The organism is Rouxiella sp. S1S-2 (assembly GCF_009208105.1).
Classification (GTDB): domain Bacteria; phylum Pseudomonadota; class Gammaproteobacteria; order Enterobacterales; family Enterobacteriaceae; genus Rouxiella.
The window spans coordinates 4,849,331-4,869,009 of record NZ_WFKL01000001.1; the positions used below are offsets into that span (position 1 = coordinate 4,849,331).

Annotated in this window: 17 protein-coding genes and 3 tRNA genes; 7 read left to right on the top strand and 13 right to left on the bottom strand. The window is 48.3% G+C overall.

The features are described 5' to 3' along the window. Nucleotides 1-133 precede the first annotated feature (133 nt). From GA565_RS22170 to prfC, 5 genes are all read right to left on the bottom strand, one after another. Nucleotides 134-916, bottom strand: a complete 783-nt coding sequence (locus GA565_RS22170) for a TatD family hydrolase (protein ID WP_193311951.1) — start codon at nt 914-916, stop codon at nt 134-136. Next, complete coding sequence (locus GA565_RS22175; protein ID WP_226951010.1) at nt 916-2,217, bottom strand: patatin family protein; 1,302 nt, start codon at nt 2,215-2,217, stop codon at nt 916-918. Before GA565_RS22175 ends, GA565_RS22170 begins: the two co-directional genes overlap by 1 nt. 229 nt (nt 2,218-2,446) lie before the next feature. Further along, on the bottom strand, nt 2,447-2,608 hold the full coding sequence (locus tag GA565_RS22180; RefSeq protein ID WP_017493275.1) for a DUF1328 domain-containing protein: 162 nt from the start codon (nt 2,606-2,608) through the stop codon (nt 2,447-2,449). A 275-nt stretch (nt 2,609-2,883) separates the two neighbouring features. After that, nucleotides 2,884-3,483 carry a molecular chaperone OsmY gene (gene osmY, locus GA565_RS22185; RefSeq protein ID WP_055774636.1) on the bottom strand — a complete coding sequence of 200 codons (600 nt, stop codon included), beginning with the start codon at nt 3,481-3,483 and terminating at the stop codon, nt 2,884-2,886. Nucleotides 3,484-3,884: 401 nt separating this feature from the next. Continuing rightward, nucleotides 3,885-5,474, bottom strand: a complete 1,590-nt coding sequence (gene prfC, locus GA565_RS22190; RefSeq protein ID WP_152200893.1) for a peptide chain release factor 3 — start codon at nt 5,472-5,474, stop codon at nt 3,885-3,887. 429 nt (nt 5,475-5,903) lie between these two features. On the opposite strand from prfC, the gene tsgA reads away from it, so the two are divergent. After that, nucleotides 5,904-7,082, top strand: a complete 1,179-nt coding sequence (gene tsgA / locus GA565_RS22195; RefSeq protein ID WP_055774631.1) for an MFS transporter TsgA — start codon at nt 5,904-5,906, stop codon at nt 7,080-7,082. Between the two features lie 52 nt (nt 7,083-7,134). Here tsgA and rimI read toward each other — a convergent pair whose 3' ends face one another. Together rimI and GA565_RS22205 are read right to left on the bottom strand one after the other, a co-directional pair. Beyond that, a complete protein-coding gene (gene rimI, locus GA565_RS22200) occupies nt 7,135-7,578 on the bottom strand; it encodes a ribosomal protein S18-alanine N-acetyltransferase (protein WP_152200895.1) in 444 nt (147 codons plus the stop codon). Next, nucleotides 7,529-7,960 (bottom strand): DNA polymerase III subunit psi, encoded by a 432-nt coding sequence (locus tag GA565_RS22205; RefSeq protein WP_152200896.1) that lies wholly within the window; start codon nt 7,958-7,960, stop codon nt 7,529-7,531. The genes rimI and GA565_RS22205 overlap by 50 nt, the downstream gene beginning before the upstream one ends. 158 nt (nt 7,961-8,118) lie before the next feature. Between GA565_RS22205 and rsmC the strand changes: the two genes are divergently transcribed. Beyond that, complete coding sequence (gene rsmC, locus GA565_RS22210; protein WP_152200898.1) at nt 8,119-9,165, top strand: 16S rRNA (guanine(1207)-N(2))-methyltransferase RsmC; 1,047 nt, start codon at nt 8,119-8,121, stop codon at nt 9,163-9,165. A gap of 91 nt (nt 9,166-9,256) precedes the next feature. Here the strand turns inward: rsmC and GA565_RS22215 are convergent, their stop codons facing one another. Continuing rightward, nucleotides 9,257-10,252, bottom strand: coding sequence for an aldo/keto reductase (locus GA565_RS22215; protein ID WP_152200900.1), 996 nt, complete (start codon nt 10,250-10,252; stop codon nt 9,257-9,259). Nucleotides 10,253-10,367: 115 nt separating this feature from the next. Between GA565_RS22215 and GA565_RS22220 the strand changes: the two genes are divergently transcribed. From GA565_RS22220 to GA565_RS22235, 4 genes are all read left to right on the top strand, one after another. After that, nucleotides 10,368-11,261, top strand: a complete 894-nt coding sequence (locus GA565_RS22220) for a LysR family transcriptional regulator (protein ID WP_152200902.1) — start codon at nt 10,368-10,370, stop codon at nt 11,259-11,261. A gap of 202 nt (nt 11,262-11,463) precedes the next feature. Next, a tRNA-Leu gene (locus GA565_RS22225) sits at nt 11,464-11,550 on the top strand. 40 nt (nt 11,551-11,590) lie between these two features. Next, nucleotides 11,591-11,677 (top strand) — tRNA-Leu (locus tag GA565_RS22230). A 59-nt stretch (nt 11,678-11,736) separates the two neighbouring features. Next, nucleotides 11,737-11,823: transfer RNA gene (locus tag GA565_RS22235), tRNA-Leu, on the top strand. A gap of 194 nt (nt 11,824-12,017) precedes the next feature. On the opposite strand, the gene GA565_RS22240 is transcribed toward GA565_RS22235, so the two are convergent. Together GA565_RS22240 and GA565_RS22245 are read right to left on the bottom strand one after the other, a co-directional pair. Beyond that, nucleotides 12,018-12,305: a DUF1435 family protein gene (locus GA565_RS22240; protein WP_152200904.1), complete on the bottom strand. Its 288-nt coding sequence runs from the start codon at nt 12,303-12,305 to the stop codon at nt 12,018-12,020. A gap of 127 nt (nt 12,306-12,432) precedes the next feature. Continuing rightward, complete coding sequence (locus GA565_RS22245) at nt 12,433-14,097, bottom strand: dihydroxyacetone kinase subunit DhaK (RefSeq protein ID WP_152200905.1); 1,665 nt, start codon at nt 14,095-14,097, stop codon at nt 12,433-12,435. A gap of 402 nt (nt 14,098-14,499) precedes the next feature. Between GA565_RS22245 and GA565_RS22250 the strand changes: the two genes are divergently transcribed. Continuing rightward, nucleotides 14,500-15,456 carry a helix-turn-helix domain-containing protein gene (locus GA565_RS22250; RefSeq protein WP_152200907.1) on the top strand — a complete coding sequence of 319 codons (957 nt, stop codon included), beginning with the start codon at nt 14,500-14,502 and terminating at the stop codon, nt 15,454-15,456. 29 nt (nt 15,457-15,485) lie between these two features. On the opposite strand, the gene GA565_RS22255 is transcribed toward GA565_RS22250, so the two are convergent. The 3 genes from GA565_RS22255 to ovoA all read right to left on the bottom strand — a co-directional run bounded on the left by GA565_RS22255 (nt 15,486) and on the right by ovoA (nt 19,461). Then, nucleotides 15,486-15,842: a hypothetical protein gene (locus tag GA565_RS22255; RefSeq protein WP_226951011.1), complete on the bottom strand. Its 357-nt coding sequence runs from the start codon at nt 15,840-15,842 to the stop codon at nt 15,486-15,488. Nucleotides 15,843-15,928: 86 nt separating this feature from the next. Then, nucleotides 15,929-16,771: a helix-turn-helix domain-containing protein gene (locus GA565_RS22260; RefSeq protein ID WP_152200911.1), complete on the bottom strand. Its 843-nt coding sequence runs from the start codon at nt 16,769-16,771 to the stop codon at nt 15,929-15,931. Nucleotides 16,772-17,319: 548 nt separating this feature from the next. Then, on the bottom strand, nt 17,320-19,461 hold the full coding sequence (gene ovoA / locus GA565_RS22265) for a 5-histidylcysteine sulfoxide synthase (protein ID WP_152200913.1): 2,142 nt from the start codon (nt 19,459-19,461) through the stop codon (nt 17,320-17,322). Between the last annotated feature and the right edge of the window lie 218 nt (nt 19,462-19,679).

The following is a 19,679-nucleotide window of genomic DNA, read 5'->3' on the forward strand; positions in this document are numbered from 1 at the left end:
TAGATTCTACCCCAATCGTAAATGTTATTTAAATAACATTTACGATTAATTTCACACCTTGAGTATTGGAATTGATTTATTAAAAGGGCAAAGACACTGAGATTAATGTTATTTAAATAACAAATGGTGGCATTTAGGCATGAGGAATATTGAAAACGCGTCGTGTATTTTCCAGAAGTGCCTGAGCAAGTTGCTCGGCAGGTTCAGAACGCAGTTCGCAGAGGACCTCAAAAACGCGAGCGGCGCGTTCAGGTCTGTTAGGTTGCCCCTGAAAACCCTGCAGCGGCATGTCAGGGGCATCGGTTTCCAACAGCAGTGAAGAAAGCGGGAGTTGGGCCATCACCTGACGGGTTTTCTGCGCACGTTCGTAGGTGATAGTACCGCCTACGCCAATAGCGAATCCGAGCCGCACGAAGGCCTGTGCCTGAGAAAGACTGCCAGCAAAACCGTGAACGACGCCTGTAGCAGGCAACGACGCCTTACGCAGCATAGCCGCAAGCGGATCGTGCGACCGGCGTGAATGCAGGATCATCGGCAGGTTATGTTGCCTGGCCAGTTTGAACTGTTCCCGAAGCAGCCGCTGCTGTTTATCAAACATCGGCGTCTCCATATATAAGTCCAGCCCCGTTTCTCCGATAGCGACCAGCTTCGGATGCCGCTGTGCCAGGCTCTCAGCAAGCTGGTCAAGACAGGCTTCGCTGTGGGTGGCAATGCAAATCGGATGCAGACCCAGGGCGGCAAAAATCGGCGGATGGGTCTCGGCAAGCTGTAAAACGTGATTAAACCGACCGGCCTCCACAGCGGGCAAAATGAGTTGATTAACCCCGGCCTCAGCCGCCAGACGCAGGCTCTCGGCTTCATGGCCCGTAAACGGCGGAAAATCAAAATGGCAGTGGGTATCAATAAATGCACGCATCACAGCTTGTCTCCTTCACCCTCAATTTTCGGCAGCTCAAAGGCATTTGCCGCCGGGAGAAAGCCGCTGTCTCGACGAGAATCGGTCAGCGCTACCTGATCCGTTAATATTTTACTTGCGCCGATGCTTTCAACTGGCGCTCTCTCTGTCGACACCTTTTCTACCGGTAAAATATCAACCGGCAGAGGCTCAAGCACGAGGGTTCCCGCTTCAATTAAATCAGCCTGATTTGCGGCGGCGCTAAGCGGAAGCTCAATTTCTGGAGAAATAACCGGCGGCACCACGGGTTTTGGCCTTCTGGTAACGCGCGGGGTAATAATCGGCAGTGGCCGATCGTTTTCACGCGGCAGCAACCAATGAGAAACAATAGACAGAAAGTAACGCGCACAGCGACGCCCCAGGTGATAGTCCTGATTCAAAGCCGGTAAACGACTGCCGAGGGCGTGACTGGCGAGCGGCTTGGGCGGGAATATTTCGAAAATACGCAGGTCGCCCGGCGGATTTTCTATAAATTGCTGAATGCGGTAATAGCTTTTTTCATGATGCTGCACCATGTGAACCAACTGTTGCAGGCTACTTTCACTAAGCCACTGTTCCATGCGCTTCATCCACTGCGGGGTATAAAACATCGCCGAGGGCACAGTGCGGATCACCACGATAGTATCGGCTCCGCGTCGATAGGCTTCTTCCACCGGAATAGCATCGCTGATACCACCATCCTGATAGCTGACACCGTCGAGGTCGACGCCCATGCGGTAAAATCCGGGGATGGCGCTGGAGGCTTTGATAACCGGCAGCCAGCTCTCGCGAGTCGGGGCAAAGTAGCTGGGCGCGTAGTCATCGCTTCGGCAGGCACACATCAAAAATTCCCGTCCGTCGATGAGCAGCTTTTCAGCACTCTCCATCGCCAACGGCATGTTTTTTGACGTTTCGTCGACCAACCAGTCGAGATCAATGAGGTGTCCGCCGCGAACAAAACGCAGAGGATTAAAAAATTGCGGGCTTGTGGTGTAACGCGTGATAACCCGTCGGGCATATCCGGCTTGGCCACAGACATAAGCAGAAAGATTTTGAGCACCGGCAGAAGTGCCGATCAGTAAATCGAAGGGATTGAAGCCTGCTCGTTGAAACTCGTCAAGCACGCCTGCTGTGAAGATACCCCGTTGGCCGCCGCCTTCGCACACTAATGCGATTTTGCCCGGCGTATAGGGTTTGTAAGCCAAGGGTTCAATGTTCCCCAGCGTGACCGGAATTCTGTATCCCAACGAAGCCTCCTCAACAAATGACTCTTTGATGAGCATACTCCGACTTTCACCGATCAGTAATATTCTTGCAAAATCCCGGAGATTAAATCGTTACTTCCTGTAAACCAGACGCCGCACCCTTTCGGTAATACGCGCATCGGATAACTCAAGGCTCTTCCTTTGCTTCCCTGCGCCTTAACAAATTATCCTTAATAATCTCCGGGATATATCAGATAAAAATCACTTTATCTTTTAGTCTTTGTGGTTGTCCAAATTCTACCGAGCGTCAGAGTCGTTTACGACCGGTAAACAAGCTGACCAAGAACAGAATGATACCAACAACGAACACGACTTTTGCAGCCCAGGCCGCTGTACCTGCCAGTCCACCGAAACCCAACGCTGCCGCGATTAACGCGATGATAAGAAATATAATACCCCAACGAAACATAAGCTTCTCCTTACCCTATTTAAAATATTCGTACGTCACTCGGTTATGAAATGCGTCCTGAATAACGGTTATTACTGTAGATAACAAATTAAGAAGTACAGTATTAAAGATAGCTTGAAAAAAAGAAAACGGACGGAAACTCAGTGATTTCTCACGTAAAAAAACCGTAAGTCAGCTTATTTTTCATTACTTGTGGTGCGTAAACTTCTTTGCATCAGTCGTGCGGTCAAAACTGGGTTGCCCACCCTGAAGATGGGCAACACGTTCAGCAAATATTAAGGCTGTACTTTAAGGTCGTTCTTAACGCTTTTCACACCGTCTACCGTTTTAGCAACGCTTTCAGCGCGATCGGACTGAGCAGCCGTTTTAACAGTACCTGATAGCTGAACAACGCCGTCGGTAGTTTCGACTTTCACCATGCGTGAAGGCACGATGTCATCGGCCAGCAGTTTGGCTTTTACCGACGTGGTGGTTGCAGTATCACCGGCATAACCTTTAACGGACTGGGACTTGCTGTCTTTGGTGTGTAGCTTATCACTGACGGATTTAACGCCTTCAACTTTGGTTGCCACCGCGACAGCCTGTTCCGCTTCGGCCTGAGAGCCGACGAAACCGCTCAATGTCACGACGCCATTGTCTGTTTTAACTGAGATATCAGTGCTTTTGATAGCTTTGTCGTCTACCAGTGCACTTTTAACTTTAGCTGTGGTGGCGCTGTCGCCCATGTAGCCATCAACTTTCTTCATGGAGCTATCGATTTTTGCACCCGCAGAATTCATTGTGCTTTCTGCAGTTGCCGCCAGTGCACTACCGCTCATCAGGGCAGTACCCAGAACAACGGCCATCATTGAGTATGCAAAATTAGACTTTTTCATCGATTTCTTCCTTAACAGTTTGGGAACCCGTAAATTTCGGGCTCTTTCCGTCACATGGTCGTGACGACTTAAAAACTTATTACTGTGTTCACGTCACTGTGAATTTAAAAAATTCAGCACAACTCTCTACTTGATTTCCTAAAGCCAGCGTTTCCAGCTGCCATTCGTTGTGCGTTCATTTAATATAGCCGACCATCAGCAAAACTGTAGTAAGAATGGCGAATTAACCTGTAATACAGATAAGTCCGAGCATTTCGCCTTATTTTGGCTCAAAAAACAGGCAAAAATGCAAAAAGTAGTTTCCAAATGAAATTAATTATCAGGAAAAAATCATAAAAAAAGACGGCACTCAGGCCGTCTTTAAGGGAGGAATCGCGATATGGATAAACGTTATCAGCAGATTAATGTTCGCGAGTTTTACGGAAATCCACTTCAGGATAACGGTCTTTCGTCAGGTTAAGGTTAACCATTGACGGTGCGATATAGGTCAGATTATCACCGCCATCCAGCGCCAGGTTAAGCTCGCACTTACGTTGGAAATCATCGAACTTCTTCACGTCAGAGCATTCAACCCAGCGGGCGGTTGAGACGTTAACCGATTCGTAAATCGCTTCGACGTTGTATTCGCTCTTCAGACGCGCAACGACGACTTCAAACTGCAGCACACCCACCGCTCCCACGATCAAGTCGTTATTAATCAGGGGACGGAACACCTGCACGGCACCTTCTTCGGAGAGCTGAACCAGCCCTTTAAGCAGCTGTTTCTGCTTGAGCGGGTCACGCAGACGGATGCGGCGGAACAATTCAGGCGCAAAGTTCGGGATACCGGTGAACTTCATGTTTTCACCCTGAGTAAAGGTGTCACCAATCTGAATGGTACCGTGGTTATGCAGCCCAATGATGTCACCCGGATAAGCTTCTTCAACGTGCGAACGATCGCCCGCCATGAAGGTAAGCGCATCAGAGATGACGACATCTTTGCCGGTACGCACCTGACGTAGCTTCATACCTTTTTCATATTTACCTGAAACTACGCGCATAAAGGCAACGCGGTCGCGGTGTTTCGGGTCCATATTGGCCTGAATCTTAAACACGAAGCCGGTAAATTTCTCATCATCAGCTTTCACTTCACGCACGTCAGTTTTACGCGGCATCGGCGCAGGCGCCCACTCCACCAGCCCGTCGAGCATGTGGTCAACGCCAAAGTTACCTAATGCAGTACCGAAGAACACTGGGGTAAGATCGCCGCTGAGGAAGGCCTCGTGGTCAAACTCGTGTGAAGCACCCTGCACCAGCTCCAGCTCGCCGCGCAGCTGAATCGCCAGCTCTTCACCGATGGCCGTGTCGAGATCTGGGTTATTCAGACCTTTAACAATGCGCACTTCCTGAATGGTGTGGCCTTTACCGGTTTGATAAAGATAAGTTTCATCTTTATAGAGGTGATAAACCCCTTTAAACAGCTTGCCGCAGCCGATTGGCCAAGTGATAGGTGAGCAGGCAATTTTCAGCTCGCGCTCAACTTCGTCCATCACTTCCATTGGGTCGCGAATGTCGCGGTCCAGCTTGTTCATGAAGGTAATGATCGGCGTATCGCGCAGACGTGTCACTTCCATCAGCTTACGGGTACGATCCTCGACGCCTTTTGCGGTGTCGATAACCATCAAACAGCAGTCGACGGCGGTCAAGGTACGATAAGTATCTTCAGAGAAGTCTTCGTGTCCCGGGGTATCCAGCAGGTTAACCAGCGCGTGGCGGTAAGGGAACTGCATCACGGAAGTCGTAATGGAGATACCACGTTGTTTTTCCATTTCCATCCAGTCGGACTTGGCGTGGTTGTTTGAGCCACGGCCCTTTACCGTACCGGCGGTCTGAATGGCCTGTCCGAACAACAGCACTTTTTCAGTAATGGTGGTTTTACCCGCATCGGGGTGCGAGATAATGGCGAAGGTGCGACGTTTGGCGACTTCGAGGGCGTATTCACTAGGAGACATGTTTTTCCACGTTTCTGCGGTTGTCCGCCCTGCATCGGTATTGATTTTACGCCAGAACGGCATCAGGCAAAGCGGTAATAAAAGTTATAGCCGGCTATTTTCTATGATTTGGCGGGGTTAGACAATCAATGCTTTTATATTCGCTTGCGGATGAGTGAAAATACGCGGAGCACAGAGCCGGTTCAGCGACCTGAGTTTGGGCTAAATTCACTCTAATTTCATTAAAGTGTGACTAATATCACATATAAATTTTGCATAACTTTACAGCTTGCATTAAAAATACCTGTCCCATCACAAAACTGGTCCGCTCCTTTCTGGATAATCGGGCCAATAAAAGTTGTACAGCATGACAAGGCGGCTTCAGCTGCCACAATCTGAACTCTTTTTTTGCGTGTTTTAACCTCTTATACATCACAAGGATGTATCTTAATGACTAAAAGTAATCGATTGCTTCTCACCTGGATCAGCTTTTTCTCTTACGGGCTGACGGGGGCATTGGTAATTGTCACCGGCATGGTAATGGGCAATATCGCCGAGTATTTCGGTCTGCCTGTTTCTAGCATGAGTAACACCTTTACCTTCCTCAACGCAGGCATTCTGATAGCCATCTTCCTTAATGCGTGGCTAATGGAAGTTATCCCGTTGAAACGCCAGCTTATTTTTGGGTTTGTACTGATGGTTCTGGCGGTTGCGGGTCTGATGATGAGCAAAAGCATCAGCGTATTCTCGCTGTGCATGTTCGTTCTCGGCGTAGTCAGCGGCATCACCATGTCGATTGGGACTTTCCTGATCACCCACATCTATGAAGGCCGTCAGCGCGGTTCACGTCTGCTGTTTACCGATTCGTTCTTCAGCATGGCGGGAATGATCTTCCCCATCGTGGCGGGCATCCTGCTGGCACGCAGCATTGGCTGGTACTGGGTTTATGCTTGTATTGGTATCCTGTACGTGGCGATCTTTTTGCTGACCCTGATTGCCGAATTCCCAGTATTGGGCGCCAAAGGCAAAACCGACAATCAGCCGGTAGTGAAAGAAAAGTGGGGAATTGGCGTGCTGTTCCTGTCAATTGCAGCATTGTGCTACATCCTCGGCCAGCTGGGCTTCATTCAGTGGGTACCGGATTACGTCACCAAAACCTTTAATCTGGACATCAATCAGGCCGGCAAACTGGTCAGCGATTTCTGGTTGTCTTACATGATTGGCATGTGGGTATTCAGCTTTGTGCTGCGCTTCTTCGACCTGCAGCGCATCGTGACACTGCTTACCGCGCTGGCTACCGTGGCGATGTACCTGTTTATCTCTACCGATAATCCGGCGCATCTGACCTACGCTATCCTCGGGTTGGGCTTTGTCTCCAGCGCAATTTACACCACCATCATTACGCTCGGCTCACTGCAAACCAAGGTATCTTCGCCAAAACTGGTTAACTTTATCCTGACCTGCGGCACCGTTGGCACCATGCTGACCTTTGTTGTCACGAGCCCTATCGTAAGAGACCACGGGACCCACGCGGCGTTGGCTACAGCTAACGTATTGTATTTCGTTGTATTTGTGATGTGTCTGGCGCTGGGTTTTGTGACCAAGCACAAAATGCACGGCCACAAATAAGCGATTGAGTTTTTAAGAAGAAATGAGAAGCGGGCCGAGAGCCCGCTTTTTTTTAACCTATTGGCAACGCCATAATGATGGCATCTTCCCGTCCCGATGCCGCCGGATAATAATTTCGGCGAATAGAGACTTCGTTAAAACCAAGACTTTCATACAGTGAAATCGCCCCGCGATTGGAGGCCCGCACCTCAAGCCACAGGGTAAAGACGTTGCGCGTTTCCAGCTGGGCCAACACGTTCTCGAGCAGTAAACGCCCCAGTCCCTGACGCTGACAGGCAGGGTCAATGGCAATGTTAAACAGCGTGGCTTCGTCTAATACGGTCTGCACAATGGCAAAGCCGACCATGTTGCCCTGCTGCTCAAGTTTTAAGTTGAGGTAACGATCGCCCTGGTTGCTGGCAAAGGTTTTTTCACTCCAGGGAAAGGCGTGGCTGGCCTGTTCAATCTCAAAGGCGCGATTCAGGTCCGCCGGAGTCAGGATAGAAATGTTGTTCATTTTCACAAATCTGCTGCCAGAGCGCGCGTTTTGCCCCAGCGTCTTGAGAGAGCTCGGCCAGCGCCGGGCTAAATAACTGTGCACCAGCCACCGGTAAGGGTTCGCTGATACCCAGTCGCCAGGTATTGCAGTGCGTGTCCTCAGGCAGCATCGCCACCTGTGCCGTTTGCAGGCTGTAAACCTGCGACGGGCTGAGGTTGAGGCTGCTGACCACGTCATTAACCAGTAAATCACCTTCCAGCGGCAGCACGTCCGCTACAATCAGCAATCGCGTTTGCTCGGGCAGACGGACGGCCACCTCGCCCAGTAAAACCGTGGGACGACGCAGCGTCCACTGGGTAATGCCCAGTTGCTGTAATAGCCAGTCTCGTCTTGTTGCCATGCTTGTTCCTGCCCGTTGGCGACTCGTATAGCGCGCTATGCTAGCAAACACATCGAACCTGCGCCAATAAACCTCGCACAGTCAAACAGCAACAAGCCTGCATCTTCGAGGATAAAGTGTATATAATGCGGGCCATATTCCTGAGGAGCCTTAATCTGATGTCAGCATTAACCCCGGCCAGTGAAGTCATACTGCGCCACAGCGATGATTTTCTCGGCCGCCGCGTACTGTTCGCCGGCGATTTACAAGATGACCTGCCAGCCACTTTCGAGGCTGAAAGCGTGCGGGTTCATACCAATCAATATCACCACTGGCAGATGCTCAGTGCCTCAATGAAAGAGGACGTGCAGTTTGGTCTGGTGGCAGATGCCGAGTTTGTCGCGTCTAGCGATCTGCTAATTTATTACTGGCCGAAGAGCAAACAGGAAGCCAAGTTCCAGCTCTTTAACCTGCTATCACTATTGCCTGTGGGTATTGACGTGTTTGTGGTCGGTGAAAACCGCAGTGGCGTTCGTAGTGCAGAAGAGATCTTGGGCGAACTGTGCCCGATTGGCAAAATTGACAGCGCCCGCCGCTGTGGCCTGTACCACGGCAGTCTTGAAAAGCAGCCCGAGTTTGACGCCGAAGACTGGTGGCAGACGTATATGGTTGAAGAAGTGACCATTAAAACCCTGCCGGGCGTGTTCAGCCGTGAAGGTTTAGACAGTGGTAGCCTGTTGTTAATCAACAGCTTTGAAGAACAGGTTAAAGGAAAAGTGCTGGATATTGCCAGCGGTTCAGGCGTGTTGGCCTCCGTGCTGGCAACCTATTCGCCGAAAATGAAAGTAACGCTCAGTGATGTGAGCGCGGCCGCGCTGGCTGCGAGTAAAGCGACCCTCGAAGCCAATGGTCTGCAGGGCGAAGTGATCGCCAGTAACGTCTATTCCGACATTAAAGGCCGCTTCGACATGATTATTTCGAATCCGCCGTTCCACGAAGGCCTGCAAACCAGCCTGCACGCCTCAGAACAGCTGATCCGCGGCGCAGTCAACCATCTGAATATCGGTGGCAAACTGCGCATCGTGGCAAACGCCTTCCTGCCTTATGCCGCGCTCCTTGACGCCACCTTTGGCAGCCACGAAGTGCTGGCCCAGAATGGCCGCTTCAAGGTGTACCAGGCAACGCGTGGCCGTCCGCCGCGCGATGATAAAAAGAAAAAGCGTTAATGGGTATGAACTAATAGCTTAAAGATTTCAAGCGACAGAAAGACCGCGACTGAAGGCGGGTAACGCATCTGTAGTTTGAAAGATTTGGCTATCAGGATTGGCTTAAAATGCGCATCATCTCCGGGGCATATCGATCTCCGGCGGCGGAACGCAGCGGGAAGACAGCCTCAATCGCCGCGATTTCGGCTTCATTCAGGATGACATCAAGCGCGGCGATGTTCTCTTCCAGATAAGTACGACGCTTTGTACCCGGTATTGGCACAATGTTATCCCCCTGTGCCAATACCCACGCCAACGCCAGTTGAGAAGGCTTCACACCCTTCCTGCTGGCGATTTCTACCACCTTGTCAGCCAGCTGCAAATTCTGCGCAAAATTCTCTCCCTGAAAACGCGGATTATTTTTACGGAAATCATTTTCGGCAAAATCATTCGGCGAACGAATAGCGCCGGTTAAAAATCCGCGTCCTAACGGACTGTAAGGCACGAAGGCGATGCCCAAACGTGCACAGGCGGGCAGTATGCTTTCCTCAACGTCGCGGCTCCACAGTGAATACTCCGTTTGCAATGCGCTAATGGGATGTACTTTGTGTGCTCGCTCCAGCGTTGCCGCCGAAATTTCACTCATACCGACATAGCGAATTTTACCTTCTCGGACCAAATCTGACAGTGCACCCACGCTTTCTTCAATCGGCACGGTAGGATCGGCGCGATGCTGATAATAAAGGTCGATGACATCGGTTTTTAAACGCTTAAGGCTGCCTTCAACCGATTGACGAATGTAATCGGGATGGCCGTTTGTCCCTCTGGCCTGTGGGTTGGCTGGGTCACGAACGATACCAAACTTGGTGGCCAAAAATACTTTATCGCGACGCCCCTGAAGTGCCCTGCCCAGCAGCTCTTCGTTGGTGTGCGGGCCATAAACGTCGGCGGTATCGAGCATAGTGATCCCCCATTCCAATGCACGGTCCAGCGTTGCCAGTGACTCTTTCTCGTCCATGTCCTGGGTGTAGAACTCGCTCATGCCCATGCAACCCAGCCCCAGAGCAGATACCATTGGGCCGTTTTTACCTAATTGACGCTGTTTCATTTTCTATTCCTTCGCTTGCCGGTTGATGGAAAGAAGTTTGGTTGTTTATCAGATAAAGATAAATACGCCATTTCATGCAACACTATTCATAAATCGCAAACAATGGGACGATAACGTGGATCAAATTCAGGCCATGCGAATTTTCATTCGCATTACCGAGTTAGGCAGTTTCAGTCGCGCGGCAGAAGACCTCGACCTGCCCAGAGCAACGGTCAGCACGGCCTTGAAAAATCTTGAGCAGCGCCTCGGCGTACGACTGTTTTTGCGCACCACGCGGCAGGTAAAAATCACTGAAGAAGGTGAGCAATATTATCAACGCTGCCTGCAATTGCTAACGGGATTTGATGAGGCAGACAACCTGTTCGCCGACATTAAAAATCCGCCAGCGGGTCATGTTCGTATCGACATGCCGCACTCAATGGCGCGAGAGATTGTGCTGCCTGCGCTGCCAGAATTTAGCGCCCGCTATCCGCAAATAAAGCTGACCCTCAGCGCCAACGACAACGCGGTCGATATGCTGCATCAGGGCGTTGACTGCGTCATTCGCGCATGGCCGGCAGAAAGTGAAAATTTGCAATCGCGCCCGATTGCCATGCTGGCGCAAACCACCTGCGCATCACTCGGATATCTGGCAGAAAAGGGGACACCGCAAACGCTGGCCGATTTGAAACAGCATCAGGCCGTGGCCTACTTCTTTGCGCACCAGAGACCTGAGTCACAGCTCGAATTTATAATTAACAAAAAGTCGCAGGCGATATTAATGGATAACGCCCTGACGGTCAGTGGGGCCGATGCCTATATTGCCGCGGCGAAAGCGGGCTATGGGCTGATTCAAACCTCACGCCGCGTGATTGAACAGGACTTGGCTCGAGGCACCTTGGTTGAGGTATTACCACATCTGCAGCCGCCGCCGATGCCACTGTACATAATGTATCCACCAGGACGTTTTCTTGCACCACGGGTCAGGGTGCTTTTGGACTGGCTGGTTGAGCTGTTCGCACGTCTCTAGCGCAGGCACATAAACGCTCATAAAACCAACGATAAGCGAGCGAGTGCGACGGTGAAAATGTGATTTAGCGTGAAACTGCTGTTTTTTACAACAATCGCCGCTTTTCCAGGAAATAACTATTGACGCCTACGCTAAAATCTCTAGAATTCGCCCCCGTGGTTGCTTAGTCGTATAGATGATTTTATACGCCAAGAATCGGTTTGCGAAGGTGGCGGAATTGGTAGACGCGCTAGCTTCAGGTGTTAGTGTTCTTACGGACGTGAGGGTTCAAGTCCCTCTCTTCGCACCAAACAATCACAGGCATTAAAAGTAATACAACGCAGAACGTTGCGAAGGTGGCGGAATTGGTAGACGCGCTAGCTTCAGGTGTTAGTGTTCTTACGGACGTGAGGGTTCAAGTCCCTCTCTTCGCACCACTGTGATTGTATAACCTATGCCAGGCTGTAAAAGTACCGCAGTAAGAGAAATCATTTGTGCGAAGGTGGCGGAATTGGTAGACGCGCTAGCTTCAGGTGTTAGTGTTCTTACGGACGTGAGGGTTCAAGTCCCTCTCTTCGCACCAGATGAATTTCAGCTTTAAATTCAAATACCTGCTTTAAAATCATATCGAAAAATCGTACTTCTAAACTTTATTTTCATAAAAAACACCGCATTAACGTCAAGTGCCAAGCCCACAACCTCTGTTGATTTCGTATTAAACTTGCCGGGTTCATTTCTCTCGATTCAGCGGTATGGTCTGAATTCACCGACATAGTCTTACTGCATTACATTAAAGTTCACCGCTATAGCAGCCAGTCCACCCGACAATGCCACAAACGATGGCAATAAAACGTAATGTCGCAGCTTGGTGTTGAGCAGCATGATAAGCGTTGCCAGCATCGCCAGGATAACCAGGTCTTTCAGCTGTTCCAGCGTCATGTTTGCCAATGCCAAAAGAGGCAACAGTGCGCAGGGTAACAAAACGCCCCACCCGCTCGACAAGCGCTTACCCAGACACCAACTGACTCCCCACAATCCACACGCCGTGACCATCGCTGCAATCATGATGCTGACCTCAGTTAACTGATAATGATAACCACTAGCATATAGCAGTTTTTCTCATTGCGCATCAGTTTACTGATTTACAAAAAGGCCCCGACATCCGGGGCCTGGTTTTCAATCAACGACAGAACTATTTATTTGATTCAAACAATGCAGCAAACACTTTCTCAATCGCAACGGCTCCTGGATCTTTTACCCCTTTCAGGCTATCGCTGTTGAGATAAGACGAACGACCGGCGTTGGCTTTTTGCATACTTGCGGTGTCATTGGCTCCCTTGGCCGCCGCTGCTGCCGCACCTTGATAATCCCCCTCTTTTTTGTCTAATGCTTCCAAGGCAGGTTGAAGGGCATCGATCAACGTACGATCGCCGAGATCCGCGCCACCGTAGTGTTTCATACGCGCCAGTCCAAACAGCAGCGACTGTGCCAAATTTCCTCCCTCACTGACTTTTTGACCGGCCGCCGTAAAGAATATCGACATCAATACGCCACTGGAGCCGCCCATAACCGTAGCAAGACGATTACCTACTTCACCAAACAATGCGGACAAATCGTCCTGAGGGAGTTTATTACCCTCATTTAATTCCAGGATATCTTTTGCACCTGATGCAAAGGTTGATCCCGTATCTCCGTCGCCAACTTTAGCGTCGAGCTTGTTAAGCTCATTTTCCAGTGAAACCAGCGTCTCGGCGACGGTTTTAATGATTTCCCCCACCTGAGTATTTACCGAGGCTTTGACTTTCTCTTTTTGGGTGATCTTTTTCACTTTGATCAGCGGCAATTTTTCAAGCTTGACTAGCGGATGCCAGCCCGAAGCTTCAACATCTGCCAGGAGCGCCTCTTCAATATGTTTGTCGAGCACAATGGCAGAAAGAGAGAATCCCTTCATATCGAGCGCGCTAACCAATGCAGCCGGGCCAATCAGATAATCAATTGCGCCTTTCATTTCTGAATGAACCAACTCTTTGGTTATTTGATTCATCTCAAGCGGTGAGACCCCGCCAAGGTTATTGATCAGTACCGCCAGTCGGTCCTTTGTCTTCAGGCCTTTTTGCATTGCTTGAACCAACGTCTCGACAACTTTATGAGTATTGTGGGTTTTAATGACAGAGACGCCCGGTTCACCGTGAATACCCAGACCTAGTTCAACGTAACCAGAATCAATGCGATCGTTTTCCTGCTCTTCATCGTCGCCTCCCGGTAGGTTGCAGCCGCGCATGGCGACACCAATACTGGAGGTCGCCTCGATTGCCTGCTGAGCGATATGAGTGACCTCTTTAAGCGATTTTCCCTGCTCTGCTGCGTATCCGGCCACTTTATGCACCAGAACCGTACCGGCAATGCCGCGCGGCTGTTTATTATCGGGTAAGGCGATGTCGTCAGAGACCATGACCAAATCGACGTTGTAACCCAGATGTTTAGCTTTCTCGGCGGCTAAGCCAAAATTGAGACGGTCACCCGTGTAGTTTTTGACAATAAGCAGACAGCCTGCCTCCCCCGTTACGGCGACAATAGCGTTCAGCACGGCGTCAACGCTTGGCGAGGCGAATACGTCACCACACACGGCGGCGGTCAACATCCCTTTACCCACAAATCCGACGTGAGCGGGCTCATGCCCGGACCCACCGCCGGATATCAACGCAACCTTGCTTTTGTCCCAATCACTTCTTATCACCACGCGAATTGCTGTATCTACGTCAAGCATGGCGAGATTCTTATAAGGTGAGGTCAAAATCGCGCCTTCAATCACGTCGTTAATCAATGATTTGCGGTCGTTCATGAAAAAGTTGGACATACCCGGTGAACTCCTTGTTGTTGTGATTAATTTTTGACTTGGATTGATGTTCAAACGAAATAAATACTCCTTCAAGCATAGTGAAGAATTTGGCAGTATATGCAACACAGACTTCACTTAACTTTGTGATATATATTCCAAAATACAGCTTTAACCACGCCTTGCTATATTTAATATAATTAAACTATAAGGATTAATTAAACCAATATAAGCCAAACCACACAGATAAAATGTTTTCACTAACTATCAACATTGACGTAAACACTCATTTCATTTTATTATTACTCAAATAAAAACATATAATAAGTCAATAAAATATTCGACGTTAATTAATTTTAAACATTCACAATGATGATACAAGTCACTAATCCCGGATGATTTGAGCTTAGCTGAGCGCAAAAAATGAAAAAAATCGGCTGTTTTATTTGTAATGGATTTAACATGCTAACTCTCTCGCGGTTATCAACTGCTCTCGATTTAGCTAATTCTATTTATACGCGTAAAATGAGATATCAGTTGATCCTGCTTTCTGCCGAGGGTGGAACGGTTTACAGCGCATGTCGTCTTGCTGTTGAATCTCACATGGCCGCCAAGGAAATACTGCTTTCGCTTAGCAGCCTTTTTATACTCGAAAACCCCGGCGATAGTGCACTTTCATGGGACCTGCATTCGACCTACTCCCCTCAAACTGAGTTAGAACACAAAGTAAGATACAAAGGAAAGCTTGAAATTAATCGACCTGGAGATTCATCTAAGCTAACCTTTTTTAAATATTTGGAGCAGCAAAATGCCCCTTATTTGTTATCAACCTTCAGCCAATTGATTCCTAAAATAAATTTTAATAAAGAGTCAGCGCTGCTACTTAACGATCATATTTGGAGCGCCAGCGGCAACTGGGCCAGCATAGATTTAATGTTAACGATTATAGAGGAAGAGTCGGGTACATCAGCGGCGATGCAACTGATGAAAATTGTCGAAAGGTTGTTTAATAAATATGAAAATAACAGCCAACTTGCCGTATTGCAGAATTTTTCGTGTCATGGCAACAGTGAGAGAATCAATATTTCATTGCGTTATATTAGAGAGAATTTACGTAACGAGGTCACTATCAATAAGTTAGCTGAACTGGCTAACCTTAGCCCTCGGCAGTTTAGCCGACTATTTAAAGAGGAAACCGGAACCTCTCCAGCAAAAGCCGTCGCACAAATTAGGGCGGAAGTTGCACGCCAGCATGTCATACAGGGGCGTCTGTCTCTGGATAAAATTTCCTGCCTATGTGGTTTCTCAGGAACGAAAAGCATGCGCCGTGCCTTTCTAAAATTCTACGGTGAATCCCCCTGTAATTTCCGCCAAAAATAGCCCGGCTAATAGACTATGACGCGAGCTCGTTAATGCTCTTTGCAGACTGCGACCCAATTGTTGTTAATCATAACCAGATACTCACCGTGTTTAATTTTCTGAAAGTGGAGGGTAAGTTGCTCTCCTTCCCCGCCAAAAAAGTTATCCGCATAGTGTATCTGGTCGGATGTTGAAATTTTTACGGATTTTACGTTCGCGGTGACTATCTGATCACTCTTTTTAATATGATCGAGCAGAATGCTTCTGCTCAATTTTTTCATTCCATTTGCCGTGTTATAAACGCCAAAGGCCGTAATAATATTATTTTTTAACCACAGCGTCACCGCACCGTTAAATTGAAAATTTTCATATTGGTCATTGATAAAATCCCCGTTGACAATCTCCATGCTGCAGGGGGCGTCCGGGATGGCTTTATCGAAAAAAAACTTTACACTGAGGCAGTAGCCAGCATAGGTCAAAATTACAATGGAAATTAATATGCTGAAAAATGTTCGTAAGTACACGGCACGTTGTCCTTATAAATACTATTTTCGCAGTAGGCAATCCAAAACTTGGGGCCATTCGATGCGATATAAACGTTCGTGGTGACAGGCATGACCTTGTGCTCAATACGTTGCCACAGCAGTTCAGATATTTTAGCCGTCGGGCTAGTGTAGTAACTCACCCGATCGATTTTTTTAATTTTAGTGAAATACTCATCCCCGTGATATCCCATTGAAAAAAACAAAACAAACAAAAAAGAAAACAAAAAGACTATGCCTGACACTGTGTGTGAAACTTTAATTAATTGAAATTCTCGTGAATGCTTTAACAAGCCAAATAATGAGCCTGAATCTGATTTTTTATGATGTTCTGTTTGGGAAAACGGCATAACAAGGCGCCTAACCTCTACGTGTTCAATTTCTTGCTGCCGTTGATTACCCGAGTCCATCGCCCTGTGCGCATTACCATCGCGTAAACTCAGATTAATATCACATAACTCGGACTTTTCGTTTTCTTTAGGATCCGACTCCCTCACAAACACAATCCCATATCTTGAAATAGTCTTTAAGCAAGAGGGAGGTAGCCCTGCGGCAACAAACTTTCTTCGCAGCATTTTTACCAATTGGTGATAGCTTGACTCGCTAACAATCACCCCCTGCTGATGCCAGATTTCTTCAATGAGAGTGTCCTTTTTACCACGCCCGTCTAATATTATTCCAAGCATCTTTTTCTCATTGGGCGTGAGATGTATTTCTCCAGCAGGGTACTCCAGGCACGAATATACCGAATTATAATAAATCCCTTCTCGCAAGGGCACTTTATTACTTCCCATAAAAATCCTTATCCAGTTTATCTACCAGAAGAGTGTGGTTTTCACCTAGATTAAGTTTTAAAAATTAAAGATACAACTAATTAACTCAAGTGATAAAACCCTTCGAAACATAGCATACTCATCACTGGCTAACCATGAAAACTCATCACATACTCAGTTTTTTCTCATATAATAAATTTTATTGCAGTATATATTATCGACATAAAACCGAAATAACTTCTTATGTTTTAAATAACCTCATGAGTAAAATCATAATAAAATAAATCAACTAATCATGGCTAGCTACGTAATTTATCACATAAAAATACCTTGACTTTCAATCTAGTAAAAATCAAATACACTTCAAATTAAATTAACCATTTATCAGTACAATTAAGTTGCACTGAGTTATCAACGTAAAAAATACATTATGTCCTTCGGGTGAGAAAATTAACGAGATACCTCCCTGTTAACGGGAAGACAGAGACATTATCTGAAAAATTTGTGATAACTAAATGAATAATCCTGAAAAAGGCCAGCCTGATTCAAGCCACCAGGCTGGCATCATGTTAACGCTTACGCCACACCGTTAATTGTGCAACCGTGTGTTGATGCTTTCTTGCTGTTTCACGAATAACAAACGGGATATCGAGTGGCGATTGAACTTCGTCAAAGTCAGCCGTCAACAGACGCTGCAGCGCCTGATAGCTGGTAAGAGCCTCGCCGTTTTCGCGCACTCCGCCAATCCAATTCTCTTTTGGGGTGAACTCTTCAAGCCAGGTATAAGGTGACGAAATCATCAGCACCCCACCTTTCGCAACTCTGGTCGTGATGTCACGCAGAAAACGTTGAGGTTCACGCAGGCGATCGATTAAATTAGATGCCAGCACCAAATCATAAGTCTCCTGCTGAGGTTTAAGATTACAAGCATCCCCCTGAACAAAACTTACCCGTGCGGCCTGCTCGGGCGTAATACCAATCGCCTGCAGGCTGGCCTGACAATACTCGACCAGCTCGCCCTCTTCAGGCATCAGGTAACGACGCTCTTCGCCCCTTACCAATGACAAAGCAACATCGATAAACCGGGCTGAGTAATCCATACCGGTAACCTTGTCGAAAGTGCGTGCCAATTCAAAACTCGCTCGCCCGGTTGCGCAGCCAATATCCAGAGCATTACCCCGTTTTTCGACCACCTGCTCTGCAATATCTACCAGCGCTCGCGCATAGTTATCCACGTTGAAATAATGGGGTCCATACTGGAAATCAAGATACTGCGACACTAGAAGGTCTGTCTCATAAGGATTCACGGTAAGCATTTCCTGATGCGTTGAAACAACATAGCGGAAGCCGGCATGCTGGAAAAAGTGACGTCGGAAAGCATAACGCGCTGACTTAAGCGCCTCATTACCGGTTGAGATCCAACTGCCGCCCTTAATAATGGCGTGCTTGCCGTCAAAGGTCGGCGTTGAGAAATCGTCGTAGAGTGGGTGGATCTTGAATCCTTCAAATCCGCTAATCGGCGTGGTGGTCCACTGCCAAACATTACCCACAATATCGTAAAAGTCACCCTGTGCGAATCGATCCACCGGGCAGCTCGACGCCCACCATTCTAGGTTCACGTTACCCGGCGCCTGCGCCCAGTTAGGCTGATCGTCTTCGACCTGTTCGCGCAGTACGTACCACTCAGCCTCAGTCGGCAACTGAATTGATTTACCCGTGTCATCGGCTTTCCAGCGACAAAAAGCAGACGCCTCCAACTGGTTAACCTCAGCGGGCCAATCCCACGGCATTGCCACCTCTTCCGTCATCAATCTCAGTTTAAGCCCGGCAGGCTTACTCACCGCGCCCACCCAAAATGTTGGCATCTCTGCGTTGGAAAACCTGAGCCAACCCTGACCTTCTTCATCCCACCATTGTGGATTCTGATAACCACCGGCCTGAACAAACTCATAAAACTCAGCATTGCTGACGAGCATTTTGCTGGCCTTAAAGGCACTCACGCGGCACTCAAAACGACCATACTCATTGTCCCAGCCGTAAGTATCATCGGACTTACCTAAACTCACCGTACTTTCAGGCAAAGATACCAAGCTATTTTCCGGTGCGGCGGTACGATCATTACGCGCACGCTGACAGGCTGGCCAGTGCGGCTGCGGCGTAAGCCACTCCACCGGTAACTGCCTCATCAATACGCTCGAGGTTTCAAGATGGATGCGCTCATGCTCAATCCCCATCAAAATAACCCACGCAGGACTCTCCCAATCCAGCGGCAGCGTCAGCGGTATTTGCTTGATAAGATCAGTGACGCGCTGGCGAACCTTGCCGCGATAGTCACGTAATTCAGCTAAAGATGGCCAGGCGTAGTGGCTGGTATCCAAGTCGTCCCAGCTCATTTCATCTACGCCAATAGCTAGCATTGCTTCAATATCTGAGTCGACACGTTCTTCGATAAGACCTGCCGCCATCAGCTTATTAATATAAAAAGTCGCGGTATGGCCGAAGTAGAAAATCAGCGGATGACGCAGTGAAATTGCTTTGGTGAAGTAAGCGCGCTCATCCGACAGGCAGTCGAACAGGCTCTCATAGAGATCCCAAGTCTGGTTAAAATAGTTAAGAATTTCATCACGTTTCTTTTCAACGTCATCACCGCTCAGCAGTAAGGTACGTGTCGGTTTCGCCAACCCCGAGCTGACCGTGTTGTTGCTCGCCATCGTTATTCTTTGCCTCTGTTTTTTTTACTCGAATAGAGATAAGTGTAGCAGGCTGAAAAATCAGTTATGCCTAAACCTTCTAACGTTATGTGCCTGAGAGCAGTAGTCATTGGAAGTCTTTTTTTGCCATAGTGAGTAAAATCAACAGGCTGGGCAGGGATAAATTTTGTGAATGGAAATGTTTGGATACGAGATCAATTGTTGACTGCTTTTACATT